This is a genomic window from Scandinavium sp., from assembly GCF_051650185.1.
Lineage (GTDB): Bacteria > Pseudomonadota > Gammaproteobacteria > Enterobacterales > Enterobacteriaceae > Scandinavium.
In genome coordinates this window covers 26,527-51,493 of the sequence record NZ_JBOFIN010000070.1, presented here as the reverse complement: position 1 = coordinate 51,493, position 24,967 = coordinate 26,527, and the positions used below count along the sequence as shown (strand labels likewise).

The 24,967-nt window shown below is 51.0% G+C and carries 23 protein-coding genes and 1 pseudogene; 11 read left to right on the top strand and 13 right to left on the bottom strand.

Translation table 11 applies throughout. The annotated features are described in order from the left end of the window. Window positions 1-3 precede the first annotated feature (3 nt). The 5 genes from tssL to ACRCWW_RS08775 form a co-directional block, all read right to left on the bottom strand. The gene (tssL, locus tag ACRCWW_RS08795) at window positions 4-657 is read right to left on the bottom strand and encodes a type VI secretion system protein TssL, short form (protein WP_438682071.1); all 654 of its coding nucleotides are present in this window, start codon (window positions 655-657) and stop codon (window positions 4-6) included. After that, window positions 654-1,991, bottom strand: a complete 1,338-nt coding sequence (tssK, locus tag ACRCWW_RS08790) for a type VI secretion system baseplate subunit TssK (RefSeq protein ID WP_438682070.1) — start codon at window positions 1,989-1,991, stop codon at window positions 654-656. The genes tssL and tssK overlap by 4 nt, the downstream gene beginning before the upstream one ends. A 16-nt stretch (window positions 1,992-2,007) precedes the next feature. Beyond that, window positions 2,008-3,558, bottom strand: a complete 1,551-nt coding sequence (gene tssC / locus ACRCWW_RS08785) for a type VI secretion system contractile sheath large subunit (RefSeq protein ID WP_438682069.1) — start codon at window positions 3,556-3,558, stop codon at window positions 2,008-2,010. A 56-nt stretch (window positions 3,559-3,614) separates the two neighbouring features. After that, entirely contained in the window at window positions 3,615-4,112 is a 498-nt protein-coding gene (tssB, locus tag ACRCWW_RS08780; protein WP_438682068.1) for a type VI secretion system contractile sheath small subunit, read from the bottom strand. Window positions 4,113-4,634: 522 nt separating this feature from the next. Further along, window positions 4,635-6,362: an FAD-binding protein gene (locus ACRCWW_RS08775; RefSeq protein WP_438682067.1), complete on the bottom strand. Its 1,728-nt coding sequence runs from the start codon at window positions 6,360-6,362 to the stop codon at window positions 4,635-4,637. A gap of 363 nt (window positions 6,363-6,725) precedes the next feature. Here ACRCWW_RS08775 and ACRCWW_RS08770 point away from each other — a divergent pair, with 363 nt between their 5' ends. Then, complete coding sequence (locus tag ACRCWW_RS08770) at window positions 6,726-8,627, top strand: aryl-sulfate sulfotransferase (protein WP_438682066.1); 1,902 nt, start codon at window positions 6,726-6,728, stop codon at window positions 8,625-8,627. A 102-nt stretch (window positions 8,628-8,729) separates the two neighbouring features. Here ACRCWW_RS08770 and ACRCWW_RS08765 read toward each other — a convergent pair whose 3' ends face one another. The 7 genes from ACRCWW_RS08765 to ACRCWW_RS08735 form a co-directional block, all read right to left on the bottom strand. Next, the gene (locus ACRCWW_RS08765; protein ID WP_438682065.1) at window positions 8,730-8,990 is read right to left on the bottom strand and encodes a DUF202 domain-containing protein; all 261 of its coding nucleotides are present in this window, start codon (window positions 8,988-8,990) and stop codon (window positions 8,730-8,732) included. Further along, window positions 8,990-9,379, bottom strand: coding sequence for a YidH family protein (locus tag ACRCWW_RS08760; RefSeq protein WP_438682064.1), 390 nt, complete (start codon window positions 9,377-9,379; stop codon window positions 8,990-8,992). Before ACRCWW_RS08760 ends, ACRCWW_RS08765 begins: the two co-directional genes overlap by 1 nt. Window positions 9,380-9,518: 139 nt before the next feature. Further along, window positions 9,519-10,424 (bottom strand): hypothetical protein, encoded by a 906-nt coding sequence (locus tag ACRCWW_RS08755; RefSeq protein ID WP_438682063.1) that lies wholly within the window; start codon window positions 10,422-10,424, stop codon window positions 9,519-9,521. A 103-nt stretch (window positions 10,425-10,527) separates the two neighbouring features. Then, complete coding sequence (locus ACRCWW_RS08750; protein WP_438682062.1) at window positions 10,528-11,856, bottom strand: MFS transporter; 1,329 nt, start codon at window positions 11,854-11,856, stop codon at window positions 10,528-10,530. A gap of 27 nt (window positions 11,857-11,883) precedes the next feature. Beyond that, window positions 11,884-13,383 (bottom strand): sulfatase-like hydrolase/transferase, encoded by a 1,500-nt coding sequence (locus ACRCWW_RS08745; protein WP_438682061.1) that lies wholly within the window; start codon window positions 13,381-13,383, stop codon window positions 11,884-11,886. Between the two features lie 352 nt (window positions 13,384-13,735). Further along, the gene (locus tag ACRCWW_RS08740) at window positions 13,736-14,638 is read right to left on the bottom strand and encodes an NAD(P)-binding domain-containing protein (protein ID WP_438682060.1); all 903 of its coding nucleotides are present in this window, start codon (window positions 14,636-14,638) and stop codon (window positions 13,736-13,738) included. Window positions 14,639-14,976: 338 nt separating this feature from the next. After that, entirely contained in the window at window positions 14,977-15,729 is a 753-nt protein-coding gene (locus ACRCWW_RS08735; RefSeq protein ID WP_438682059.1) for a FadR/GntR family transcriptional regulator, read from the bottom strand. Between the two features lie 859 nt (window positions 15,730-16,588). On the opposite strand from ACRCWW_RS08735, the gene ACRCWW_RS08730 reads away from it, so the two are divergent. Further along, window positions 16,589-17,158, top strand: coding sequence for a hypothetical protein (locus ACRCWW_RS08730; RefSeq protein ID WP_438682058.1), 570 nt, complete (start codon window positions 16,589-16,591; stop codon window positions 17,156-17,158). Between the two features lie 205 nt (window positions 17,159-17,363). Next, a protein-coding gene (locus ACRCWW_RS08725; RefSeq protein WP_438682057.1) for an IS3 family transposase occupies window positions 17,364-18,592 on the top strand; the annotation gives its coding sequence in 2 pieces (ribosomal slippage) (window positions 17,364-17,679 and window positions 17,679-18,592; 1,230 coding nt in all). Between the two features lie 67 nt (window positions 18,593-18,659). Here ACRCWW_RS08725 and ACRCWW_RS08720 read toward each other — a convergent pair. Continuing rightward, a pseudogene (locus ACRCWW_RS08720) lies at window positions 18,660-18,704 on the bottom strand (hypothetical protein); the annotation flags it as partial. A gap of 688 nt (window positions 18,705-19,392) precedes the next feature. Here ACRCWW_RS08720 and ACRCWW_RS08715 point away from each other — a divergent pair. From ACRCWW_RS08715 to ssb, 8 genes are all read left to right on the top strand, one after another. Further along, on the top strand, window positions 19,393-19,812 hold the full coding sequence (locus ACRCWW_RS08715) for a hypothetical protein (RefSeq protein ID WP_438682056.1): 420 nt from the start codon (window positions 19,393-19,395) through the stop codon (window positions 19,810-19,812). Between the two features lie 158 nt (window positions 19,813-19,970). After that, window positions 19,971-20,156: an AlpA family transcriptional regulator gene (locus ACRCWW_RS08710; RefSeq protein WP_438682055.1), complete on the top strand. Its 186-nt coding sequence runs from the start codon at window positions 19,971-19,973 to the stop codon at window positions 20,154-20,156. 39 nt (window positions 20,157-20,195) lie between these two features. After that, window positions 20,196-21,722: a ParB family protein gene (locus ACRCWW_RS08705; protein WP_438682054.1), complete on the top strand. Its 1,527-nt coding sequence runs from the start codon at window positions 20,196-20,198 to the stop codon at window positions 21,720-21,722. Next, window positions 21,707-22,288, top strand: coding sequence for a DUF2857 domain-containing protein (locus ACRCWW_RS08700; protein WP_438682053.1), 582 nt, complete (start codon window positions 21,707-21,709; stop codon window positions 22,286-22,288). Before ACRCWW_RS08705 ends, ACRCWW_RS08700 begins: the two co-directional genes overlap by 16 nt. After that, the gene (locus ACRCWW_RS08695) at window positions 22,281-22,541 is read left to right on the top strand and encodes a TraR/DksA family transcriptional regulator (protein ID WP_438682052.1); all 261 of its coding nucleotides are present in this window, start codon (window positions 22,281-22,283) and stop codon (window positions 22,539-22,541) included. Before ACRCWW_RS08700 ends, ACRCWW_RS08695 begins: the two co-directional genes overlap by 8 nt. A gap of 554 nt (window positions 22,542-23,095) precedes the next feature. Beyond that, window positions 23,096-23,950 carry a PFL_4669 family integrating conjugative element protein gene (locus ACRCWW_RS08690; RefSeq protein ID WP_438682051.1) on the top strand — a complete coding sequence of 285 codons (855 nt, stop codon included), beginning with the start codon at window positions 23,096-23,098 and terminating at the stop codon, window positions 23,948-23,950. Next, window positions 23,934-24,425, top strand: a complete 492-nt coding sequence (locus tag ACRCWW_RS08685) for a DUF3158 family protein (protein WP_438682050.1) — start codon at window positions 23,934-23,936, stop codon at window positions 24,423-24,425. Before ACRCWW_RS08690 ends, ACRCWW_RS08685 begins: the two co-directional genes overlap by 17 nt. Window positions 24,426-24,440: 15 nt before the next feature. Further along, on the top strand, window positions 24,441-24,851 hold the full coding sequence (gene ssb, locus ACRCWW_RS08680; RefSeq protein WP_438682049.1) for a single-stranded DNA-binding protein: 411 nt from the start codon (window positions 24,441-24,443) through the stop codon (window positions 24,849-24,851). The last annotated feature ends 116 nt before the right edge of the window (window positions 24,852-24,967 follow it).

Here is a 24,967-nt window from a genome sequence, read left to right as displayed (position 1 = left end):
CGCTTACCCCGGCCTGACAGTCTGGCTTACCAGGTCGGTAAGCGAAGACGAAAGGAAGAACCAGAGCGCCACCAGGGCGACAGCGGCCACAACCCAGGTCAGCCAGTACCAGCGACGACCACTGCGCAGGCGTGATGCCCGGGCAACAATGGGGGCGTCCTGTGCCAGCGTGAAGGCCGGCACCCGTTCCGCGAGCGCGCGAACGATATCTTCCCGGCGCTCATCATCCTGGGCACGATACTGACCGACGAACCCCAGCTGTAGAGTCCGGTACATGCAGGTCAGGACGGCGGCGTCAGGGGCTGTTTCTTTCAGCAGGTTGCGGATCCGTTCCCACAGCTCCTCACCGGCATTGAGGGTGCCAAAGAAGTGAGCCTGCAACGGATCACGACGCCACGTCAGGTAACCGTCATCGGTGGTTCCGCGGTTCATCACGCTCTCATCAAGCAGTGCGCACAGGGCATACACCATATGGTCACGGCTGATGTCGCTGTAACCGGCCTCCGTGAGCGCCGCTTTCGCCTCCTGCACCAGACGGCAGGCCCGGCGATAGAGCCCTTCCCCGTCCCGGACTTCCTGCCCGCCGCGCAGTTGGCTGGCCATCAGCCAGCCCGGGTAGAAAATGCGTTCTATCTGGCCGAGTTCGGATTTATTCATGAGCGCAGCACCGCAAAGAGTTCAAGTTTCACATCCCCCAGTGAGCGCGGGGTGTAGAAGGTGCAGCTGCCCATCTCAAGCATTGCGCGAGCCGCCTCAGTACTCAGATCCAGCGAGAAATACTGGTTCTCAAGACGTAACGGGATAGCGGCCGGAACATGGGCCAGTGGCTTGATAACCATGCCGCTCAGGGCCACGTTCACCACATCAGAGACATCCTCAAAGCTGCCTGCCTTGCACAACATCGGGAATTTCGTCTGAAGTTCATGGTTCGGCATGGAGGAGCGTACGGAGAGGTAGAAGTCTGCTCCTTCACGCAGGCGAGCGTCGTGCAGGGCACCTTTCCAGATCTGATCGTCATGCTTCAGTTCAATGCTGACCACACGGGATGGCAGACTCGCTTCCATCAGTTTGTCGAGCAGTGCCAGTAACGGCGGGAAGACCTGCTCTGGCGCGTCATGCTGGTAGCCCGGAATATCATCATCATCGTGCTCCAGTGAAAAGGTCAGCAGGCTGGCCGCAAGTCGGGCCAGTTCACGGTAAAGCATTTCCGGATGGAGGGCAGGAGCGTTAAACAACTCCGTCAGTGCGGGTTTCGCACTGTTAAGGGCATTGAGCAGCCAGAACAGGGAGACATCGGCGACCGCAAAATCAGCCATTCGCTCGTTGCTTTCACGACGCATGGCCATAAGACGGCGGAGACGGGCCTGCAGACGAACCAGCAGGTCTCCCAGTGCAGTGACCAGTAATGGGCTGGCAGACATCGAAATCATCGGGGGAATAAATGAAGCATCCCGGCACCACAGACCCTGAGTATTACGTACCAGACGGGCTACCGGGCAGGTCTGGTATGCTGTGTTTTCCTGCGTGGACAGGCGCAATGTGACGGCGTGACGCAGAATTGTCAGCTCACCACTTTCATGCCCTGACAGCTCCTGCACGACAACGCGCTCACCTTTCCAGCGGCGTGGGCGTTCACTGTCCTGACCGTTATCAAGGTTGCCACCGCTGGCACTCAGCATGGGTAATGCAGCGACGACCTCAACGGACTCACTGCCAGCAGCAGAGGATAAGTCGCAAACCGGCGGGAGATTGTCCGCCAGCTCCGTATCAACAACAGTGCCGTCCTGAAAGCGCAGCACCAGGCAGGTAGCATTCAGACGGGAGAGGGCAAGGGCTGCGTCATCAAACTCAGCCACTGCCACGCCCCAGGGATGGGCAATCGTCATTTTACCCATCATGTCGTCAACGCGTGAATGCCAGCGATCTTGTTGCTGGAATTGTTGCGGGGCCACAGCGGCCCCGTCCTCCCAGAGTGGGCGAAAAATTTTCATCCCTGACTTCCCTCTGTTATGATTTGGCTTTCGGCATCTGGGAAACCAGTGAGAGGTTAATGTCCATGCCCTCCACCTGGAAATGCGGGACGGCATAGAGTTTCACGCGGAAGAAGCCCGGGTTATCCTCAATGTCTTCCACCACCACTTTCGCATCGCGCAGCGGGTGAGAAGCCTGCAGCTCATCGCCAGCATCCGTCATTTCCGTCACCAGGGATTTGACCCACGTGTTCAATTCCAGCTCCAGCAGTCGACGGTCTTTGGTGGTACCGATGTTTTCGCGCTGAATAAGCTTCAGATAGTGAGCGATACGCGACAGCAGGAAGATGTACGGCAGACGTGCGTTGATGCGGCTGTTAGCTGTGGCATCGGCGGTATCGTACAACGCAGGTTTCTGCGTGGAGTTCGCCGAGAAAAAGCAGCTGTAGTCGCGTCCCTTGTAGTAGGACAGGGGAATGAAGCCGAGGTTGGCGAATTCAAATTCGCGGGTTTCCGGGATCATCACTTCCGACGGAATTTTCACCTGGTTGCCGGTGCCGAGGTCGTACAGATGGATTGGCAAGTCCTGCACTGCTCCACCGGCCTGTGGGCCACGAATTTGTACGCACCAGCCATTGTTGATGAAGCTTTTTACCATGTTGGCAGCAAAGGCAAATGAGGCGTTGGTCCACAGGTATTTGTCGTGATCCGGACCTTTCACTTCTTCGATATAGTTGAAGCTACGCACCGGTACAGTATCCGGGCCATATGGCAGACGACCCAGTACACGTGGCATCACAAGCCCCATATAACGGGAGTCGTCCGTCTGCCTGAAACTCTGCCATTTGATGTACTCGGCGCGATCGAAGTAGTTACCAATATCCTTGATGGCGGCAACCTGCTCCATGTTGTCCTTTAAAAAGAACTTCGGACCTGCAGAACCGATAAACGGCATATGGGCAGCGGCGGAAACTTTTGATATATTACGCATCAGCGCCACATCCTGGGCTGAGGCATCGAACTCATACGCAGAGATGACGGCGGCAATAGGTTCACCGCCTGGGGTGTCGTATTCAGCGATATAAGTTTGTTTGTATAACCCGCTCTGAATGATTTCCGGGCAGTCCTCAAAGTCCTGACGCAGCTCTTCTTTGGAAAGGTCCAGTAGTTCGATTTTCACATTTTGACGAAAATCAGTCTTGTCCACCAACCCCTTCAGCCCACGCCAGATGCTTTCTACGTGCTGAAATTCTTCATTGTGCATAATTTCATCAAGCTGCTTACTCAATTGAAAATCAATTTCTGCAATATGATGATCTAAAAGAGTTTTATCGAGTTTCTCAACCTTCTGACCTGATTTCTGCAGGCACTGCATAAAGACCTGAACCGCTGCGGTAACACGTGCATCAGCAGAGGTTTCTGCCATCACGGTATTATCTTCAAAGCCATCCAGATCACCGATTTTTGTTACCGGCGTTAAATTAATTTTGTCGAACAGTGACGCGTAGACACCGCCTGTCGGCAGTGTTTTTTCAATTGTTGCGCCTGTACTTTGATTCTGAGATCCATTATTGACTGACATGAGCATTTTTCTCGTTTATATTCCGTTAGCGTTTCCAGTAATTACCTTAAAGACTTTGGTAATTAATCCTGAGTCGGGGCGAGTGCATTCAGCTCGTTACGCAGTTCTTCGCTGAGCGCAGGATCAAGAAGTACCTTTTCCAGTTCTTTACGAAACGACACGTTATCCAGGAGATTCGATTTCAAATCGCGCAGCAAATTACGCATGGCCAACATTGCACGTAATTGCGGTATACTCCGGGCAACCTGCTCTGGCTCAAAATCTTTCATGTTCTGGAAAGTCAGATGAACATTTTCTTCACTTCCGTCGTTAGCGAGGGTATTCTTGACGGTCAGATTGACTTCAGGTGATAACTCACTGAGAACGCTGTCAAAGTTGTTTTTATTGATGTTGATTTTTTCGCGTTCTGAGAGGGTGCCTTCCGCCTTTCCATTGCTGTAGTCACCTACCGTTACTAATTTTAATGGAAGCTCTGTGGCTTTTTTGGCGCCATTAGTGAAGAGATCGAGCTTGATATTGACGCGCGCCTTCGGTATCTCTGACTGGAAGGAATCTGACATATTGAAATATCCTTAGATTTAAATTGAGTGTCTTCCTGCCTCAACAACTGCACGTTGATTTAATATATAACGGCAGGCCGTTCATTTTTACACTATATCGAACAGTCCGTAAACCGGACGAAACTGAATTGATTATTCGTGCGGTCTCAAACAATACAAGGAAAACCTCTGAGAGCAAGGCGTAGCGAGGGCTGGTGCAAATTCTCTTTCAAAGATTTAAAATAAACGGAATACACTATTAAACAAATTAATACACTGTGAATTTGATTTCGTGACAAATGTCACTAAGAATTACATCATCAAAACATGCATTGGTGAAAATTTACCAGGTAAACCATTTTAATTTCATTTAAACCGTGATGTTATATTTAAGTGTTATTAAATTCAGTGTGTTTGAAACTTAATAAATACATGCTGAGAATGGGTTGTGGTAAACAATTCACCTGGTGTATGAATGGTCATGCCAGAGCGAAAAATGATTGCTGTAGCCGGTAATCATCCGGCCCGCAGGCCGGATGCCTTTTACTCCGCTACTGCCGGCAGGACCGACATCTCATGGCGGAAGATATTCAGCGGATCCCATATCGCTTTAGCCTGACGTAACATGGTTTCCTTCCCGCGTGGAAAATAAATCGTTCGCCATTGCGCGTTTACCGGGTCATTACCATTGGCATTGCCGTTTTGATACTTCATATCCAGGTCGGGATAGTTGAAGTAGCAGCCGTCGAAATAATCATTAACGGGAACGCCCGGCTCAACCTGTCCGGAGAGTGTGGCAGGGAAGGCATCGCTGTACAGCGTTCTTAGCCATACCGCGTAGCTTTGATCAAGTGCCTCAATATCATCCTGATTCATGTTCTGGGTGTCATACCAGTATGCCCTGGGTTGCCATTTCAGTACCGAATCGCGCTGTGCCAGTGCGGAGTAATCACCCACCGCAGTGTTGCCGGCCTGGTTAATTTGCCCACCGAACGACTGGATCTGAATACCGCTGTTGGTTAACAGCGATTGTGGATCGTCAACCGTGATAGCATTCCATAACGCGTTGGCTGGTACAGACGCAAAGCTGTCCGCACCACCTTTTTGATATGCCGATTTATATCGCCCCTTCTTGTTATCCCCCGATGCATTCACATTCTGGGTGAAATACAACCAGTCCATTCTGCGGGTATGGCTCTCGAACTCAGACCAGGAATTGACTTTCATTACGGATAAGTTGTTTGAAGATGCATGTGTCACCGGAAATGCTGAGAGTGATATGCGCGCACCTGGCAGGGTGGCAACCACGTTAGTATAAAAATCCTCCAGCACCGTGGTATCCGTCACGCCATTATTGCTGTCGATAAAGTGGATCCCCAGATTGAGGGGGCCGGAATTGAAATGCCGCAGATCCAGCTTGGTGAAAAGTCCCCAGGTATCAGGATCACTGTCGTTGAGTGCGAACCATGAATAGTACGCGTTGAGGAACGTGTCAAAATCGGTCTTTGTGATATCGCTTTGCTGCCATTCGAGTACTGTCCAGAGCACTTCTGGCGGCGCAGTGGGGAGGTCATCAAAATAGTAGGCGGTGATTATACCAAACTGTCCGCCACCACCTCCGCAGCATGCCAGGAACAGATAGCCGTTATCATCAATCTCTGCAATATCCGGCAGGTTGTGGCGCGAAATATGGATGCCTTCCAGACCTGTACCCAGGGCATCAGGAACCAGAATATCCACACCCGAGAGCAAGTCACTGCTCAGACCATATTTACGCGACAGATACCCGTAACCACCGCCGCAAATATGCCCACCGGCACCGACCGAATAGCAGGAACCACCGGGAATGGTTTTTCCGGTCACTTTATACAGTTCGGCATAATTGTCCCAGTTCTGACTGCCTGCCAGCATTTTAAAACGGTACTTTTCATCTGAGGTGAAATCAGAGCCGATGCTGAGAGTGTCGCTGTACTGCACGCCCGTAAGCAGGCTGATATCAATAATCGCGAAAGTTTCACTCTCACCGCTCAGTTTATTTGAGACAAACCCTTCGTAGCAGTGTCCGCCGCTCCTTACGGTAATACGTCCGCCATCTTTCAGGCCGGTTGCTGCGGCGTTGATGATGTCCTCAATCGATGAGCACAAAAAAATATTATCCGCACCACTGAGTGATGACTGCCCCTGAATATTGTCGACAGGCCAGCGCAGATTAAAGCCTTTCTGAAGTGTTGAATGTCTCGGATCTGTATTACCAACAGAAATCACAGTCATGTGGTTCTCCATCTCTTGAAAATCAACGTTGCAGAGCCTTGCGGTGAATAGCTCTGTGCCGAAACAGTTTTCGGGCGAGTGGAGTATTCAGGGGGAGCGGCTTTGGCGTACAGCCAAAACTCAAAAGCGGCTTAAAAGGAAAGCTGATATCGACAGAGCGAAAAGCATAAATCTTCCGGAACGGAGTTTGAGTTAATGGTGACGGTGCGGTAGTGGCATTGCGTACCTTTCAGGGGAGGGAATAAGCCGTATCAGTTCGCGGGATTTAATCACGCAGTGAAATAGTCACCGAGACCGATGCAGCAACAGGGATTGTGTTTGTGAGCATCAATCATCATTTTAACCTGTAAAAGGATACTGAATATGGCTATACCAACACATATTGGTCACCGTGATCCTGGCGATGGCAGCTACAATCCGGGGCTGCAGACAGAGATTGAGCCCGTCACCCGCGACAACCTGCTCTGTGATGCCTTTGTGGCCTCGCTGGATGCGACAACCACACTGGGCAGTGGGGCCGAGCAATTTGGGCTGGATGTGTTCAGCCGCGCCCCATTGAGCGGGCTTATCGGCTTCTGGAACACCAGTGCTCAGGTGACGGTGACGGTTTCTTCCACCGATGTACCGTCTGCTCCCGCTATTTCGAAGACCTGGGCAGACCTCGCGGTGGAGCAGGTGATCACGCTGCCGGTGCTGGGATTTGTGGCCAGGGCATCTGTGACCACCGAATGTCAGGTCTCAGTGACGGACGGTATCAATACTTTCGAAACATCGGTAACTATCGCGGCACTCCCACCAACAGACACTGAAGCCGGCATTACCAACGGCTTCCCGGAGATTCAGGTTAATCAGACCGCAGAGCAGGCCGATGTAGGGGATGCTCTGTACTTCTCAGTTGTTTCTCCGTCACGCGCTTTTATCGCATTTGATCGGCAGGCCTATGTCCGCTGGTATGTGCTGGCGGGCGATCCGGATAATGCCCCTGAATTATGCCTGCCGACCTACAACACTGTGCGCCTGTCTGATGGCACCTTTATCGGCTCCGACGATCATCTTCAGCAATACTACACGCCAGCTGATCTGGCTCTGGATGAACCGCTGGGGCAGCGTGAACTCTGGCGTTTTGATATGACCGGCCGTGTCCACGGTATCTATTTTATTCGCGACAGGGCACATCATTCTCTGTATGAACTGCCGGGTGAAAATGCGCTGCTCTATGCGTCTGATTACATCAGTACCCGCCACAGTGGTGAGGGCCCAAACCCTGATAATGCTAATCAGGGACCAACCTCAGAGGACTGCATCGCCATTCTGAACCTGGCGACCGGGTTTGAGAGCGTCTATTACGACTTGCGCATCATCATGAATTTCTGGCGTACCCCGGTGCCACTGGATTTGTCCATCCCGAACACCTATGACTGGGTGCATCTGAATCAGGTGGTATTCGACAATAACACCGGACTGCTGATTGCCTCCTGCCGCCATCAGGGCGCTGTCGTTGGGATTGAGCGTGAAACCGGTGAACTGCGCTTCATTTCAGCAAACCATGATGACTGGCAGGAAACAGAAACAGGCGACATCACCACCGACTGGTCTGATTTACTGCTGACACCAGTCAATTCCGATACCGGGCTACCGTATGATTTGAGCGAACCGGTACAAAAAGCTGAAGCCAACAGAACATTCTGGACCTGGGGACAGCACAATGTTCAGGTGACAAATTCAGCCGCAGGCTCCGGCATCATTGAGTTTTCCATTTTCAACAACGGTAATTTCAGAACCCGCGATATGTCTCATGGCGTGGTGGCGTCTGAAAATGCCTCCCGCTGCGCCCGCTATCAGGTGGATCTGGACAGCCGGGAAGTCCGAAAACTGTTCGAATACGGTGAATCTGAGGTCGGCGCTACAGGTTACAGCCCGTATGTCTCAACAGCCGATTTCTTCAATTTTCAGGAAGACAGTGCTGCATCGCGTTTGCTGGCGAACTTTGGCGGCAGTAATTTCCAGCAGAATGCGGATTACCCGACCGGGTTGCCGGTCACTCTGGAGCCGGGATATTCTGATCGGATTGATCCGGCAGATGATTTGCCCGAAACATTCCAGGGGAGGATGATTTTGCAGGAAATTGATTTGACGACAACGACACCGCTGTTTGAGATCGAGCTAACGTCTGGTGCTTACAAGTTGCCGGATGGTGATGAAACCGATATCCGTCGCGTCGATCTGTATTCGTTCCGCGCTTATAAAATGTCACTCTACAGCTAAGCCAGTCACTCGCCTCTGAAGAGCATCCGGTGCTCCGGTGATGTTATTATCACCGGGGCATTTATGTATTTAACATTATTGCTTCAGTATTGAAGGGACAAATCAGGCGGTCATTGGGGCCATTATTAGTAATAAGCTACTGATGACAATCAGTAATGATATGAATTGATGCCGTTGATATCCTGCACCACAAAATAATGTTAAAGATCCACAGAGTAACAACCCGCCAGCTACAGCGTAAAGAATCTCCCCGGAATGGCTCCAGCCACGCAGGCAGAGCAGTCCCGGTACCAGCATCGACCAGCCGGTTCTGTGCCAGGACAGATATGTCCGCTCTGGTTGTAACCCTCTATCCCTTTGCATTATGGCTGACCCTGCCAGAGTAGTATTCCCAGCAATACTGCGAGAGCGACCATAAATACCGCCAGAATAACCAGCGCGCGGGTGTAGGGTAAATTATTTTCAAGGCGCATGGCATATTCATTACTCCGCCAGCGTCGCCAGGCCATAAACCCCATGGAGGAAGCGGCGAGGAGCAATAATGTTGATATGCTGATACGCAATGTTGCAGATGACAGTTGAGGAGAGAACTGGTCAATCCCTACAGCGCCAGCCATCAGTGCCAGCGCTGTGCGTATCCAGGCCAGAAATGTACGTTCATTGGCGAGTGTAAAACGGTAATCGGGGGTTTTGCCCGCAAGCCACCACTTACCCTTCGTACGCGTTGGCTGAGTATTATCCTGTAGGCTCACGTTTAATCCTTTCTTTTATCGGTAATTCAGTCTGATTGATGTGCTGTCGTGCATACTCTGTGCCGAAAAGTTCCAATATGAAAAACGGCTAAAGCAGCGGGATATGAGAGTTCCTCAACCTGATACATCAGACGTTGTGTTACTCGGGGAGGTGAAGCTGATATACGCAAAGACTTTTAGCTTTGCCTGTCTCAATTAATTCTTTCAAACTTTCTATTTCACATAATGAGATACTGTTATTAATACGAAGTATTTTATATATCGCCTTGAGACTATCTTTAACACCATGTTTTTTGTTAAAAGCCAGTTCATTTTTGCGAATGACGTCCCTGCTTTCATTTACTTTTCCTTTTCTGCTAAGTTCAAATGCTAAATCAAGGTCTCCAAGTAATAGTTTCTCTGTCAGAAAACTACCATAAACATGAATGCTTTTAACAAAGTAAGGTGACAGGTCATCACCATTTATCATTCTTGCTCGGTCTTTGACTTTGTTCAGAAGTTCGTTGGCTCTTTCACGACTAACAGGTGGAATGTTTTTTTGTGCTTTAAGGGTGATTCCCTTGCTGCCAAGCTCGATTCTGTTATCGGTCTGTACACAGATGAAGCCCTCTGTGATTAAATAACTCCTGATTTTATTGTAGCTCTCAAAAATTGAGGTGGCTAATTCTGCTCGCTGTCTTATTATATTGTTTTGAGACTTGTCTTCATCTGTGGAATACAGAAAGTGTGTGAAAGCATCCAGGCATTCCTGGTAATGTTTACATTGAGGGATTTCTTCCATAATGAGTTTTTGATAAAGCATGGTACACAATGAAATGTCATCAATTGAATTAAATGAGACACGCTGGAAAGCATTTCTTGCATCCAGCCATGTTAATGGATATTGACCTGCAGGTACGTTATCCCTCAACGAAACTTTGGTTGTAAATACAGCATCTTCTATTTTTTTAACACTATTATCGTGAGACATAGCCATCACCCCGATATGCAATTGAAAACGATTATTTGGATTACCTTGCTTCCTGCCCGTTAGTCTGTTTAGCATATTTGAGCATCTGTTGACAGCATCACTCTGAGCAAACAACTTTAAAATTATGGTCTGGTCGTGAATATGACCTGACCATAATCAGGAGTAACAGATTCTGCTATCAGGTTTCCCGTTTCCCCAGCGTCGTTCTGGTCGCAAAAATCACGATGGTGAGAAGGCTGACAGACAGCATCGTGATGTTAACAAGCAATCCTGCAGAGAAACTGCCCGTCAAATCCTTGATAAATCCCATTGCTGAGGGACCAAAAAATCCCCCCAAATTGCCGATGGAGTTGATCACCGCAATACCGCCTGCTGCCGCGGCACCCGTCATAAACATCGGAGGCAGCGACCAGAACACAGGTAGCAGCGCAAACAGCCCGGCAGAGGCCATTGTCAGTCCGGTGATTTGCAGCAACTGCTGGCTGCTGAGCGCGGTAAGGCTTATCCCGATGATGGCAACGACCAGCGGGGCTATCATGTGGAAAAAGCGCTCATTCTTCCTGTCGCTGCGTTTCCCCCACCACAACAGGGCGATAACGGCGGCGATATAGGGGATCATTGAGATAAACCCGGTCGCCATGATGGAGAAGCCGGAGCGATGGATAATCTGGGGCAACCAGAAGTTGATGGTGGCGTTGGTCATGGCAATGCCGAGGAACACCAGTGCCAGCCCGAGGATCCACGGATGGTGGAATATCCCGGAGACCTTCATGGTGGTTTTGCTCTTACGCTGTGCGATGTCCGCATCCAGCTCCTGTTTCACCACCGCCTTCTCGTGTGGTGTCAGCCAGCGAACATCTGCGACTTTTTCCGGCAACAGGAACAGTACCAGCACGCCGAGCACCATCGACGGAATGGCTTCGAGCAGGAACAGCCACTGCCAGTCATGCAGCCCACCATGTGGATTCATCGAGAGGATAAAGCCCGACAGCGGAGCGCCGATAATGGTCGCAAAGGGGTTGGAGAGCAGCAGCAGCGAGATAATCTGCGCCCGTTTACGGTTGGGGAACCAGGTACTCAGGTAATAGAGGATCCCCGGATAGAAACCGGCTTCTGCCGCTCCCAAAAGAAAACGGAAGAACAGGAACGACGTGCTTCCCTGCACAAACGCCGTGCAGGCCGAGATAACTGCCCAGGTTATCATGATGCGGGCTATCCAGCGCCGGGCACCAAAACGGGCTAGCAGCAGGTTACTCGGTACTTCAAAGATGAAGTAGCTGAGAAAGAAAATCCCGCTGCCAAGCCCGTAGGCAGTGGCAGACAGCCCGATATCATCCCGCATGGTCAGGGCCGCAAAGCCGACATTCACCCGGTCAAGAAAGGCGGCGAAATAGCACAGCACCAGCAGCGGTAGCAGCCGGAAAGCGACCTTTTTAAACACCGCATCACTTGTTGTTTTTTCGTCGGTGATGGACTGAGGTTGCGAAAGCAGAGATTCATTATTCATGGTTAGTCTCCGTAATAAGGGGATGAATCAGCCAAAGCCGACAACGTGGCCCGGATCGGTAGCGGTGGCGAGCGGCGGAAAGTGAATCCCTCGCTGCCCTGAGAGGTCACGGTTTGCCGGAGCCATCTGATCGGGCGCTTCGCAGCCCACAAACGTGCCGTCAGCAATCCATTCCAGATCGCTGCCATACAGCTCTTTCAGCAATTGCGCGTGCAATAGGTGAGTTACCGGTAACATGTCAGGGTCATAAAAAAGGTCATGCAACTCGCGAGGATCGTGAGTCAGGTCGAAAAGCTGGAACTGATTACCCGCCGGATACCAGAACAGTTTGTAGCGTCCGTCTGTGACCATGCGTGTGGCACGTGGGCCTTCCATCGCTTCACAGTACAGGGTGTCGCGTTTTGCTTCCCCGAGCATGGAAAGCCCGTCACAGGAATCAGGAACCTCAATGTCACACATCGTCAACAGCGTTGGCATGATGTCCTGCAGGGCAACCAGTCGTTCATCGACAGAGTCCTGGCGGTGCTCATCCACCCCGGTACGGTTGACCAGGATCATCGGCACTTTGACCGAGCCCTGATAGAGGAAACGTTTGGCATACATACCGTGATCGCCCAGCATGTCGCCGTGATCGCTGACAAACAGGATGATGGTATTGTCGAGGATCCCTTCTTCACGCAGGGAGCCAATCAGCAGACGGATCTGGTGGTCAACGTGGGTACATTGCGCGTAAAAGGCGCGGCGCATATCGGCATACTGTTCGTCGGTGAGTTCACCCCATAGATGCTGTGCAGCCTGAACAGCCCACGGCGTGGACACCCGTTGTGACCATTCGCTGACTGCGGGAGTGTCCATGGTACGCGAGCGATAGCGATCAAGATAAGATGTTAGCGGGGTAATCGGTGGGTGAGGGTGGGTGTAGGAGACATGCCAGAATGCCGGGCGGGTGGGGTCGCGGCGACGAATGCTCTTTGCCGCCGTTGCGGTTGTCCAGTTTGTCACGTGCAGTCGCTCATCAAGATGCCAGGTGCGCCAGATGTACTGGTTGTTGCTCATGCCGTGCATAAACTGCTGCCCGGCCTGACCATTTTCGGCGAGGAAGATTTCATAGTCGTCCACGCCGCCGAGATGGCTGCGACCTTCTTCGGCAATCATTGCTTCCTCAAAACCGATGCGGGCGCGGGGCGGATAGGCATGTAGCTTGCCGATGGCCTGAGTCTGGTAGCCCGCTGCGGTAAATGCGCCGGCAAGCGTCGGGAATGCTGGCATGGGCAGGGCGGGCTGGAAAATGCGGTCACCGTGGGTGCGAGGCGAGGTGCCGGTCATCATGCTGCGACGAGCAGGAATGCAAATGGGGCACTCGGTAAAGGCGGAGGTATAGCGGATCCCCGCCTTTGCCAGACTGTCGATTGTCGGGGTTTCAATCACCTCATTCCCGGCGCAGCCGAACAGGTGCGCAGGCCACTGATCCACGGAAATAAATAACACGTTGGGACGGTTATTCTGATTCTTATTTTTCTGATTCATAACGTAGTCTCATCAGTTGCTCTAAAAATACAAAAGCTGTTTCCTGTGATGGCAATTCAGCATCACAGTTGCGACAGTTTCTTTTCAAAAGTGACTAAAGTGCGATGTAGTGAATACTGCGTAGGTGCATCGCAGACAATTGTCGTTATTCATTTATTTGCTGGTTTTTTACCTCCTTCATTAAATATATGGCGCAATCTTTTCTGATATGAAAATTTATACATCCTTTGTGCTTTACTGGCTATTTATGTGCAGGGGTATTTAAAAAGGACTTATTCAATATCAGATGCCATGGCCTTGATAAATAAATTCGTTATTTGTTCAGCGATAGCCACTCTGCAGAGGGTTGTGCTCAGTGATAGTTGTGTTTCTCTTCGCTATGGAAGGTCAGTAATTTGACAGCTTCCCTGAAATTCGGGAGAGGTTCTTTTTCGGCGATTGCTGCTGACAGGCCACTGTTGACCAGTGAATGCAGCTTTGTCAGGGTTGCCACCGACATGGTTGCATCCGCATCAATCGCCCGCAATGTGGCAACGGTGCTGGCCATGTCACCGCAATACTGGGCGGCGTGAACCACTGCTTCGGTACAGAAGGTTTCCGCCAGTTGTTCAACAGTTTTGCCCTTGAGAGTATGTCCAAGTGAACTGATCAGAATATCCTTTGCGCCAATTTTTTCGGCAGCACAGAGGGCTTCCAGCAGTAACTGTGGTAGCCCCATCACCACGATATTGCGTAGCGTCCGTATAGTGGAGGCGACACCTGGCTCAGCCTCCAGCACAGTAAAGACCATTCCGTAAGGCGTAAGGTCATCCGTAAATTGTTGAGCTGCATTGCCAGCCAGAATAAGCGGTACCTGATGACCCTGCTCAGGTGTGGAGCCCATAATGGCGGCATCACAGAAACCAACGTCGCTGGCTCGCGGCAGGATGTTAATGGCCTGTTTGACAGCGGGAGAGGCGGAGGTCATATCAATGTAATACTGGCCCTTGCCCAGAAGCGGGAGAACCTGCTGCGCCACTGCTAATGCGCGGCTGCCGGGAGTCAGGCAGATGATGTAGCGTGCGGTGGCCACAGCATCTGACAGCTTTCGATATAACCGCACGCCAGCGATCAGTGAACGGGTATGAAGTTGCTGTCCGCGCAGCGGATGGTCGTAATCAGTGTCAAATGCCCCAAGTCTGAGCGAGTGATTCACCTTCAGGTCGTTGGCAATATGACTGGCGGTATCGCCAAAGCCAATAAATACGATTTCCATACCTGCTCCTGTGTATTGTTCATGAATATGAATGTAGGTCGTGACATTATTTTATTGCGTGGCTGAAATTATTCATGGCGCGAAAAGCCAGTGCTATGGTTTCTGGTGCCATAACATAGCCACGGAATTGATAACGTCACTTCAGGTTTGAGCTTGCTGAATTATTTATCCGGCTGTTCTTTACTCATGGTATTTACACGTAAAGATAAAATCGACATCGGGCCTGAATTCATCAACAGGCTGTTTATCTGGCGAATGCACGTATATTCGCCCCTTATGCCCTTTTCCGGGGATACAGGCATATCCCCACTTCTCTCACTGATGTTACTGGCTGATGGTTACTCGCTATCGCCTGGTTGCTTATGCGTTTGCTGCAAAGACATCGCTATCAGGGATGTCATCGCCCTGCCAGCCGCATCCGGATCGCCATTTTTAATGGCGGTGTAGACCTGAGCATGTGCGGTCACACATTCAGGCAGGGACGTACAACTCTGGTTTATTTCGTTCAGGTATGACTCATACATTCCCCTGAGTGCATGGCCTGCTGCGATAAATGCGATATTGCCGCTTGCTTTGATTAGGGTGAAATGAAATTCACAGTCTGCCGCGGAAAACTGTTGCAGATCATTCACGTTTTCCGTCATGGCATTTAGCGCCCGCTCCAGCGCTTCCAGGTTCGTCGCCGTCACATTTGTAGCCGCCAGCTCTGCACATTTTACTTCGACAATCTGCCTGAAAACCTGCATGTCCTGGAACTCCTTCGGGCTGAGTGGACCCGTTGCAAACGGATTGGTCCGGAGCATCTCTGGTTTAAAATCAGGGGCGATGACCGTTTTGTGCCCGTGCACCTTTATCAGCGCACCGTACAGTTCTATATGTATCATCGCTTCACGAAGCGCGGGCCTGCCTACATCCAGCATGTCCTTCAGAACGTTTTCACCGGGGAGCACGAACCCCGGAGGCCAGCCCCCGTTAAGTAAAAGTTCCCGCATTTGCCGGTAAGCCTTGCCCGGCGCGCTTTCTTCGTTTTTGTATCGTGCGTTCAAAACACCCATCCAGTGCCATGTCAGTGATCCTTCACTGTATAGCATTTAACACCAGCAGGTAAAAGCGACGGCACCACAGAAATCAAAGACCTGAAAGCACCGTACCGCGTTTTCTACCGGTTATTAGCTGAAGTGTGCCTTGTAAAAAGCGGGAAATACAGGACGAGAGAACACTCCCGGTGAGAAACAAAACCCTGTATTTCCCCTGCCACCGCCCGGAATGGACAGGTTCCATTATTTCTTTTCTTGTTGTTCGAACAACCACGGTAAAGGTAAGTTAATAGTTATGTTATCCGCAACATGGCATGTTGTTATTCGTGATGAATGTCTCGGTTTTAATTTGTTGTATCGGTGCTGCGAAGCAGGACGTGCGTTAGTTAATGTATTGATATGTATTATAAATTAATCATTTTCATACTCGTGGAAGTGGTTTCATTGGGTACACCCCTGTGTGGGAGTTGCTTGTTCTTTCGGCACTCTTTACGGTGAAGTCAGAAACCGGAAGAAGGGTAAACGAAAATCGTAGCGGAGAAGCCACGAGCTTGCCGCTGAGAAAAAATCAGCGATATTTTGCTCATATTGTGCTCAGGGCAGGTGGCACGGACGTTTCTGGCTGAAGCGATTAAGCTAAAGAGCTGTCGGCCATTTGCGAAACCGTGATCGTATACGGGAAAGATGTCGGGAAAGGGTTGACGTCAGAGCAGAGAGTGGTTAGTTATTAGGCGTTCATTGTGGACTGATACCACAAAACAGACGGCCCACTGATGTGGTAGCACACACCAGGGGCCTGACCACAAACCGTTAAGGAGACTAACTGTTATGGCTGAGAAACAGCATACCCAAACTCGTCCCGAAGATCGCGGATTTCCGTGTTTTATGTTCCAGTGGAGCACGGAGGTGTCTCATGGATAACACGCTTCCTCTCCCGGTTATCGACAGACGTTGCGTTTTTCCGGATCCGCTGGTGACGATCGAATCACCCACGCGGGCGATCCGGGCGACCGAATTTATTTCCACCCTGCTGGAGTGTGTGTATACCCTCAACCTGCGCAGGCATGATCCGCTGAAGGAGTACGTGCCGGTTTTGCTCAGTATTACCTGTGAAATCAGCGATGTTCTGGATAAATGCGTAAATGGTTTTCTCGCCGACCAGCGAAAGGCCAGAGAAAATCCGCCCTGCCATTGCGATTCAGCGAGCAAACAGGCTGCCTTTGAGCACGAAAGGCCTGTTTTTGAAAATACCCCTGAACGGACAGGGCAGGTAGCAGGGTATAACAGGATAATGATGGGGTTCGTTGACGAAATATCCCAACGTTCTGAGGAGAAGATGAAAGTTCATCTTGATACCCTCACTGAGGTGGCATGGGAAATCAGTCTGGTACTGGGGGATTGTTCGCGCCATCATCTCAGTGACGATGATAATGCGCCGATGATTTGTCTGTGCTGCGGCGGGGAACGTACTTTCGCTCACTGAACCACTTGGGAGGCTCATCATAAATGATGGGCCTGCCTGCATCACGACAGGCGACGCTCAGCCACAACACTCCGGTAAGTCTTATCTGACATACCGCCAGGCTTCTTTCGGCACTAGACTGGCCCCCTGAATCTCCAGACATCTGGCATCACTTAAATAGGTGATAGTCTTAATACTAGTTTTTAGGCTAGTCGTAGGAGTTCAGATGATTGATGTCTTAGGCCCTGAAAAGCGCAGACGGCGTACCGTGCAGGAAAAGATCACTATGGTTCAGCAGAGCTTTGAACCGGGTATGACTGTCTCAATGGTTGCCCGCCAGTACGGTGTGGCAGCAAGCCAACTGTTCCTTTGGCGTAAGCAGTATCAGGACGGCAGTCTCACCGCAGTAGCTGCGGGTGAGCAAGTCGTTCCAGCCTCTGAGCTGGCATCAGCAATGAAGCAGATAAAAGAGCTTCAGCGCCTGTTGGGCAAGAAAACCATGGAAAATGAGCTGCTAAAAGAAGCCGTTGAATATGGTCGCCAAAAAAAGTGGACAGCGCACGTGCCCTTATTGCCGGAGGATGGCGAGTAAGTCTCGTCAGTCGCTGCCTGCGTGTGTCACGTGCGCATCTTCACGCGCTTGCCCGACGGACTCACCACTGGCGGGATCGCCGGTGCAGTCTTAAATCCGATGATAGTGAAGCTCTCGAACGTATCCGGGACGTCGCCGGAGACTTGCCAACCTACGGTTATCGCCGGATATGGGCCCTGTTACGCAGGCAATCGGAAAATAAAGGGCTGGCAGTTATCAATGCCAAACGTGTCTACAGGATCATGCGACAGCATGGGTTATTGCTGGGCAGGAAACCTGTTCTGACGCCTTTACAGCGGGCACATACAGGTAAAGTGGCTGTGGGTGAAAGCAACCAGCGATGGTGCTCCGATGGGTTCGAGTTCCGCTGCGATAATGGCGAAAAACTGCGGGTCACGTTCGCACTGGACTGTTGTGATCGTGAAGCTCTGTACTGGGCAGCCGGTACAGGTGGGTTCGACAGTGAAACCGTTCAGGATGTAATGCTGGGCGCAGTGGAGCGGCGCTTCGGGAGTACACTCCCTTCCTCGCCGGTGGAGTGGCTGACAGATAATGGTTCAGCGTATCGTGCGCATGAAACACGGACGTTCGCGAGGATGCTGGGTCTGGAGCCAAAAACGACAGCGGTGCGTAGCCCTGAAAGTAACGGAATGGCAGAGAGCTTCGTGAAGACGATGAAACGAGATTACATCAGCGTCATGCCGAAGCCTGATGGTCTGACAGCAGTAAAGAACCTTGCGATGGCGTTCGAACATTACAACGAATGGCATCCGCACAGTGCACTGGGATATCGCTCGCCACGGGAATATCTGCGGCGTCGGCCCAGTAATAAGTTAAATGATAAAAGGTGTATGGAAATATAGGGGCAAATCCAGGCACTTTATCAAAATAGCGGTTCATCGCCATTTCAGCCCGCCGGTGATCGGCGGCTTCGTGCAGGGTATAGCTCTCCTCCCTTGATAATTTCTCAGTCATATGTTCAATCACCTTTTCCAGATTGAATGCGTCGCTCAGGCGACGCAGCTGGCGCACGTAATCCATCTTCGTTTTCATTTTTACTCCGGGTGGTGTTTGCAGGTGGAATTATCATTCGTACAGGAATATCTGTGCTCTCAGATATTAGCGACAGGCAAAGATGAAGAGTCATCCTGTATATATTTAAAGCACCCGACAGTCTGAGTCAATGAAAATAAACGACAAAACCTGCCCGGATGCAAATGTTGCTGAACGGGAATATTCAATAATTGTGCTTTGTTTATGTGTCGGTGGCGGTAAATAATGATTTACTTTTGTGATTTTAACATGGGTAACTGAATGTAAAGCGGAAGCGATATTTCCGTGTTTTAGTTAAATCTGGCTCATAAAACAGGAGGGCAATTATATTGGTGGAAAAAGAGTAATTAGTGAGGAGGTTCTCATTTATGCTTATGTAAGTATGTGTTTATGCGATTTGGCGCAGATTTTGTGTGGTTACTATTGGTGATATTTAATTAGTTGACTATAGGTTTTAATAAATTGAGTTGATAGCTTCAAACGTAAGCAACAGGTTGTAAAGGTTTGCTGTCTGCAATCAGCCAGAAACAGATAAGCACAGCTGTAACGGGCAGGCACGGTCGGCCCCGCGACAGACACTAACTCCACCCTGTAACCCAAGAGTAAGGATATGACTTATCGCAATACCAGGCGATTAAAACGTGATGTCGCTGATACAGGTCAAAAAGTGGTATCGGAGCGGTACTGTCACTCCCGACAATTGTCGGTCTGGTGGTGGATGCTTTTCAGCGTGATGGCGGTGCTGATGCTACTTTCTGTAGGCTTTAAAAGTGCTTACAGTCTGGTTGAAAACGTATTGTCACATCCGGATATTGTTTATGCCTATACATTTTATTCACCGTTGACGACGTTGCTGTTTCACTCTTCTTCCGTTTTGCTGCTAATGGTGTATTTCTCCGCCAGTTCAGGGCGATATTCTATTGTTGCTCTCTTCCCCGATTTATCCTTTCTTTACGTCGAGAGCCCGTATTGGACCCGACGCGGGTTTCGCCGCCTTCATCTCGACACTGAGCCTATTTTACAGGGCTAATAAATACTTCAGTCTGTTTACCCAAAATAACCTTTTTTTGCACATATTGAGTTTTTTATCGCACTGATATTGCGTCACCTGAAAAATGGCTTCGCTTCTGCATCAGCGGGTTCTCGCATATTGCACCGCTGTCAGGCTGGCTAATACAGGGGAATGTGATGAGTGGCGATAAATTACTGCGGCTGCGTCAGGTTATCGGGAAAACCGGGATCGGACGTTCACAGATTTACCTTTATATGAAAAAGGGAACCTTTCCGAAATCCATCAAAATCGGGCCTGCATCTGTGGCCTGGCTGGAGTCGGAAATAGATGACTGGATCCGTCATAAATCAGACCGGCGCTGAGTCGGGACTTTCTTTTACTACACAAACGAGGTTGTCATTATGAAAGCGGAACAACAGGGCGTTCTCATGCCCGTCACGCTGGATCAACTGCGTGCATTTGGACTGAATCCCCGACTTACCCAAAACAGAAATTATGACGCGATCAAGGAATCTGTTCGCCAGCGTGGTCTGGAGCATCTGTTGCAGATTACCAAAAGGCCCGGCGATGCGTTTTATGTCATCGCCAGTGGCGGCAATACCCGTCTGGCTGTTATGAATGATTTGTGGCTTGAGACACACGATAAAAAATACTGGGATCTGGTCTGCATCTACCGGCCATGGGAGGAGAGCAAAAGTGTCGAGGAGGGCGATTTGCACTGTCTGTTGGGGCATCTTGTTGAGAACGAACAGCGGGGCTCACTGACATTTATCGAACGGGCTTTGGGCGTTCAGAGTGCTGCCGATATTTATCAGGGGATTCAGCCGGCTTGTAATCAACAGACATTGCTTCGGATGTTTGAAGAAGAGGGGTATGCAATATCTAAAAACGTGCTGAGTTCTATGCTGTCGGCCATTAGCTATTTGCTGCCCCATATTCCTGAACTGCTCTATGGCGGATTGTCACGTAAAACGGTAGAGCAAATACTGGCAGTTCGATCTGCGGCTAATAAATTCTGGGAAAAGCACTGCCGTGAGCTGCCACCCGAGGAAGAGCAACGGCTCCCGTTATTTGACGATGTGTTTTCACTGGCGCTGTTGCCCTTTGGTGGCCTGGATCCGGCTTTCTCGCTGAGGCTGTTACAGGATGAAGTCAGCCATGTGGTCAGTCAGCAACTCAATGTGAGTTTCAACCTGGTGACACTGGAAACGGACCTGAAAAGCCAGAAGCGGATTGAGATGATGGGGGAGGCTGAGATGGTGATCCCCCCCTACAGTGAGCAGCGACATGTTGAACCCAAATACCAGAGCAAACCTGCGAATGCTGAAAAAGCTGCGCCTGCAGGTACAACAGAAAACCACTCCAGCGACGGTATTCTCCCGCAAGAAGAACCGGGAAGTACCGACACCTTTCTTGTCGATGAGGTTACGGGAGCATCGTCTGGTGGTGAGCCTGGTCAGGTAGTGAATGACAAGCTGTCTTTCTCTGCCGGATCCGATACGGTTTCCTCCCGCCAACCCTCCACCCGGCCTCTGTTAGCCGGGGCTCATGGTTTTTATCCCGATAACGATCCGCAGTTTGATACACCTGAATCACTGGCTTCCATTATCGACCAAACCGCCTGGGAACTGGCTGGGCACGCTGGTCTGGAGTTTTTGGTGACCCAGACGGAATCCGGTGTGTTTGATATTGCTGGTCCAGAAGAGGAGCTGACTAACGAAGGAAAACTCTACTGGCAGATGCTGGCCTTTCTGGCCGGCAAACTCCCTGGCCGCGCCATTGTCTGGCGTCAGATGCTGCTGGGCTCTGAGAATGCCCCGGCGGGGTTCAGCGATACCTCACTGGAGCAGCTTTTTCTGCTTATTCGCAGCATTCGTCGTCTGTATGTAAAACGAAATGAGGAAGAGAGCACATGTTCAAGTCACTGAATTATGCCTTTTTAACCGAAGCCCTGAATGCCCTGAAAGACGGTGAAATTCGCCGCTGTGAAGCGATGGGGTTTACATACACCGAACTTGAGACCATTAACAATCTGTCGCTGGAGGCGCTTTTTCAGCTGTGCCGGGATTCCGCAGGCTTCCTGAATATTCATATCGATCACGATACGTTACGTCGGTTGCTGAGCAAGGTACGTGATGAGACCGAATGGCAAATTCGAATCTCCCGCGCTGTTGCGCTCGGAGGTTCTATTGAGATGCTGAGCCAGTTTTTTGGCCTGTCATCGGGGGAGGTGTGTTCTCGCAGGCGCTTTGTCGGTTTGAATGTCGCCCAGGGCCGGAACCCGATGCCGGATGAAGAAACGGATACGCAAATCTGGCAGTTATGGCAGGCACGGCATCCGGGGGCGCTGGATACGATGGAAGCCATTGACGTGATGATGGATATCACCGAGGGACTGTCTGCTGACCGGGAAGCAGTGATCCTGTTGAATGTTGTCTGGAACCGCATTGTGCTAAACGAGGGCCATCGTCCGGGGAGGGTTATTAATGGATGAAATTGATCGTGACCAGGCCGGCAATGACCTGTTGCTTGAGACGATGATTGCCCGAAATCGTTCGGCTATCCGGCACGCGGCCTCGCGTGCCACCTGTCAGGTGTGTGGCGCAGACATTCCTGAAAAGCGGCAGCAACTGATACCGGGCGTGTTCCTGTGCATTGATTGCCAGTGTCGGGTAGAACATGGTAAGCCCTCCGACACACCAGTGCGCGGTTTTACTATGCGCATTGGTACCGGCGTTCATTTTTAACCCTGACCTGCGGTGATCGGTATTTTTCAGGCTGATCACTGCAGTATGTCCGCAAACGGCTGGTCCTGCTCCCCAATAAATACCCCCGGACGTTCTATCTTCGGCGATGCTTCCGGGATCAGAATAGAATAACACTCTCTCATTTTATCATTCGCGCCCCCCCGCCGCTGGCATCGCTTTTCTGTTCACCCTATAACCATTCAACCCTGGTCTGTAGTAATTTGCTTTGTTCGCTGCACATCATATTTATAACGTATTGATTATCAGTGAGTAATATTGATAGCGCCTTTCAGAGGGGGTACTTATAACTTTATTGATAGTTTTTATCTATTAAGTTTTTTTGATTGATAGGTGTTCGTCTGATTTTTCCCGAGGTCGGGAAGGATTGGAGTGATGCCTATTGATTAATCACCATTGATAGGTTTTAACTATCAATAAGGTTGCAACTCTTCCTGGTATTAACGTTCATCCGCAGATTCTGGTTTCCGGTTGTTGGCCCGTGGGCTTCTTATCATTCTTTCCGCTCCAGGCAAAACAACCGGAGTGTATATACCATGAGTGATACCGACTCACAATACCGCTTCAACAGCGGTCCGCTGCGCAGTACCGTCATCATTGAACTTCATACCCACCACGCCACACGAATATGGACCGGGCGTAAGGGTCGACCGGATGAAAATATTCAGTACATCATCGGGTTTCCCCGTTTTATTTCCCTGATGAACACGCTGCGTCTGGATGCGCTGGCGGATAACCCCTATGCCGATATGTGGATGCTGCATATGGAAGAGCGCCTACTGGCGGCCCGCGATGAACTCAATGTTCTGGTTGCCGCTATGGAGACCGTGTTCAGCCAGTTGCCGGAGATGATGACCGTGGAAGGCACCGTCAGTATTCAGCCGGCCCGTTTTCCTGTGTTCGCGTCAACGCCGCTGGGCTTTATTGCGGTCTACATGCTGACGGATTACGACACGCTGCTCCGTAAGGCGTTGCTGGCCCATCATATGGCGCTGCTGACCAGTACACAGAAGAATGAACTGCGCGTGCAGGCGGGACGCATCATCCGCAGTGTGCTGACCCGGGCGCAGGTGTATCGCCGTCTCCCGGTGACCCGGCAGGATATTCGCAATGGCAACGGACGGGCAAAGGAAGCGGAAGCACTGGTGGGCGTCGTGCCGGACGATATCTTTGATGGCACCCGCCGTTCATCTTATGCCCCGCCGCTGCGCCAGCCTGATGAAGAACCGACAGTCGATGGCGAGGACGCCACAAAATCCACAACCGAAACTGAAGAGGACGCATCAGTGGTGATACCGGTGTCCATCGGCAATGGGCAAGCTCTGGCGCTGGAGGATGACACCAGCTCTACGGTGGATGACGGGGAAGAAGAAGATGAATCAGCCACCTGATGCCGGGCCGGGTTACCGGCCACTTTGCTCTAAAGACTGGCTTGCTTACGAAAGCTCGCTAAAAGGCCTTTTAAGGGTAAGGGAGCCGCAGGCTCTGACGCGGTATGCGGCAGAGGCGGAGGCGACCCTGCACCAGATAATGACGTTGTTACTTCATCGATCCTGGCGCTGGCCCCTGCAACACCTTCCTCTGATGCTCTGTCGTGGGCCAGCCCGCTCTGGTGCAGTTTATCTGCGCTGGCGCAGTTATCCGCTGAACCTTTCAGGTCTGGCGGCCTGGCAGGCGCTGGTGCAGGACACCTCACAACCGCAGGCGGTGCGGGATGCGCTGCTTGTCATTGAGCGGGACAGGGTGATGTTCAACATGCAGATGTCCGTGATGACGTATCTTCTGCGCCAGACCCGCGAATGCGCCGAAAAACTCACCGATGCCAGACTCATTGCCGCATCGGTTTTCCCTGCAACAACCCAGTAACCGGAGGTACGCATTATGGCCCAGCGCGGTCTGAATAAAATTTGTCTGATTGGTCATGTCGGACAGGATCCGGAAGTACGCTATACCCAGGACAAAAATCCGGTGGTGGTCTTTTCGGTGGCGACAGGGGAGTCGTGGAAGGATAAGGAGAGCGGTGAGACGAAGGAGAAAACGCAGTGGCACCGGATTGTGGTGTACAACAAGCTGGCGGAAGTGGCGGCAGCCCATCTGAAGAAGGGCACGCAGGTCTATCTGGAGGGGAGACTGCAAACCCGAAAATGGACCGACAATCTGGGTGCTGAACGTCAGTCCACCGAAGTGGTGGTGGACATGAACGGCATGCTGCAATTGCTTGGCAGTAAACCTGTTGCAGATAAGTCTGCAGAACCGACTGAGACGGAGGGGGAAACCGGAACGTCTGAGTAAAATATCGCTTGCCCCTTAATATTGTATTATTCATAGCCCAATGGCGCAGATGACCCCTGCGCCATTTTTATTTTTTCCGTTAATTAAATCTTCATTACTGAAAAAGAGTTAACGCT

Excerpts from the sequence above, each read along its gene's own strand:
- tssL (WP_438682071.1), bottom strand. The coding sequence starts at position 657 with ATGAATAAATCCGAACTCGGCCAGATAGAACGCATTTTCTACCCGGGC.
- tssK (WP_438682070.1), bottom strand. The coding sequence starts at position 1,991 with ATGAAAATTTTTCGCCCACTCTGGGAGGACGGGGCCGCTGTGGCCCCG.
- tssC (WP_438682069.1), bottom strand. The coding sequence starts at position 3,558 with ATGCTCATGTCAGTCAATAATGGATCTCAGAATCAAAGTACAGGCGCA.
- tssB (WP_438682068.1), bottom strand. The coding sequence starts at position 4,112 with ATGTCAGATTCCTTCCAGTCAGAGATACCGAAGGCGCGCGTCAATATC.
- ACRCWW_RS08775 (WP_438682067.1), bottom strand. The coding sequence starts at position 6,362 with ATGACTGTGATTTCTGTTGGTAATACAGATCCGAGACATTCAACACTT.
- ACRCWW_RS08770 (WP_438682066.1), top strand. The coding sequence starts at position 6,726 with ATGGCTATACCAACACATATTGGTCACCGTGATCCTGGCGATGGCAGC.
- ACRCWW_RS08765 (WP_438682065.1), bottom strand. The coding sequence starts at position 8,990 with ATGCAAAGGGATAGAGGGTTACAACCAGAGCGGACATATCTGTCCTGG.
- ACRCWW_RS08755 (WP_438682063.1), bottom strand. The coding sequence starts at position 10,424 with ATGCTAAACAGACTAACGGGCAGGAAGCAAGGTAATCCAAATAATCGT.
- ACRCWW_RS08750 (WP_438682062.1), bottom strand. The coding sequence starts at position 11,856 with ATGAATAATGAATCTCTGCTTTCGCAACCTCAGTCCATCACCGACGAA.
- ACRCWW_RS08745 (WP_438682061.1), bottom strand. The coding sequence starts at position 13,383 with ATGAATCAGAAAAATAAGAATCAGAATAACCGTCCCAACGTGTTATTT.
- ACRCWW_RS08740 (WP_438682060.1), bottom strand. The coding sequence starts at position 14,638 with ATGGAAATCGTATTTATTGGCTTTGGCGATACCGCCAGTCATATTGCC.
- ACRCWW_RS08735 (WP_438682059.1), bottom strand. The coding sequence starts at position 15,729 with ATGCTATACAGTGAAGGATCACTGACATGGCACTGGATGGGTGTTTTG.
- ACRCWW_RS08730 (WP_438682058.1), top strand. The coding sequence starts at position 16,589 with ATGGATAACACGCTTCCTCTCCCGGTTATCGACAGACGTTGCGTTTTT.
- ACRCWW_RS08715 (WP_438682056.1), top strand. The coding sequence starts at position 19,393 with ATGACTTATCGCAATACCAGGCGATTAAAACGTGATGTCGCTGATACA.
- ACRCWW_RS08710 (WP_438682055.1), top strand. The coding sequence starts at position 19,971 with ATGAGTGGCGATAAATTACTGCGGCTGCGTCAGGTTATCGGGAAAACC.
- ACRCWW_RS08705 (WP_438682054.1), top strand. The coding sequence starts at position 20,196 with ATGAAAGCGGAACAACAGGGCGTTCTCATGCCCGTCACGCTGGATCAA.
- ACRCWW_RS08700 (WP_438682053.1), top strand. The coding sequence starts at position 21,707 with ATGTTCAAGTCACTGAATTATGCCTTTTTAACCGAAGCCCTGAATGCC.
- ACRCWW_RS08695 (WP_438682052.1), top strand. The coding sequence starts at position 22,281 with ATGGATGAAATTGATCGTGACCAGGCCGGCAATGACCTGTTGCTTGAG.
- ACRCWW_RS08690 (WP_438682051.1), top strand. The coding sequence starts at position 23,096 with ATGAGTGATACCGACTCACAATACCGCTTCAACAGCGGTCCGCTGCGC.
- ACRCWW_RS08685 (WP_438682050.1), top strand. The coding sequence starts at position 23,934 with ATGAATCAGCCACCTGATGCCGGGCCGGGTTACCGGCCACTTTGCTCT.
- ssb (WP_438682049.1), top strand. The coding sequence starts at position 24,441 with ATGGCCCAGCGCGGTCTGAATAAAATTTGTCTGATTGGTCATGTCGGA.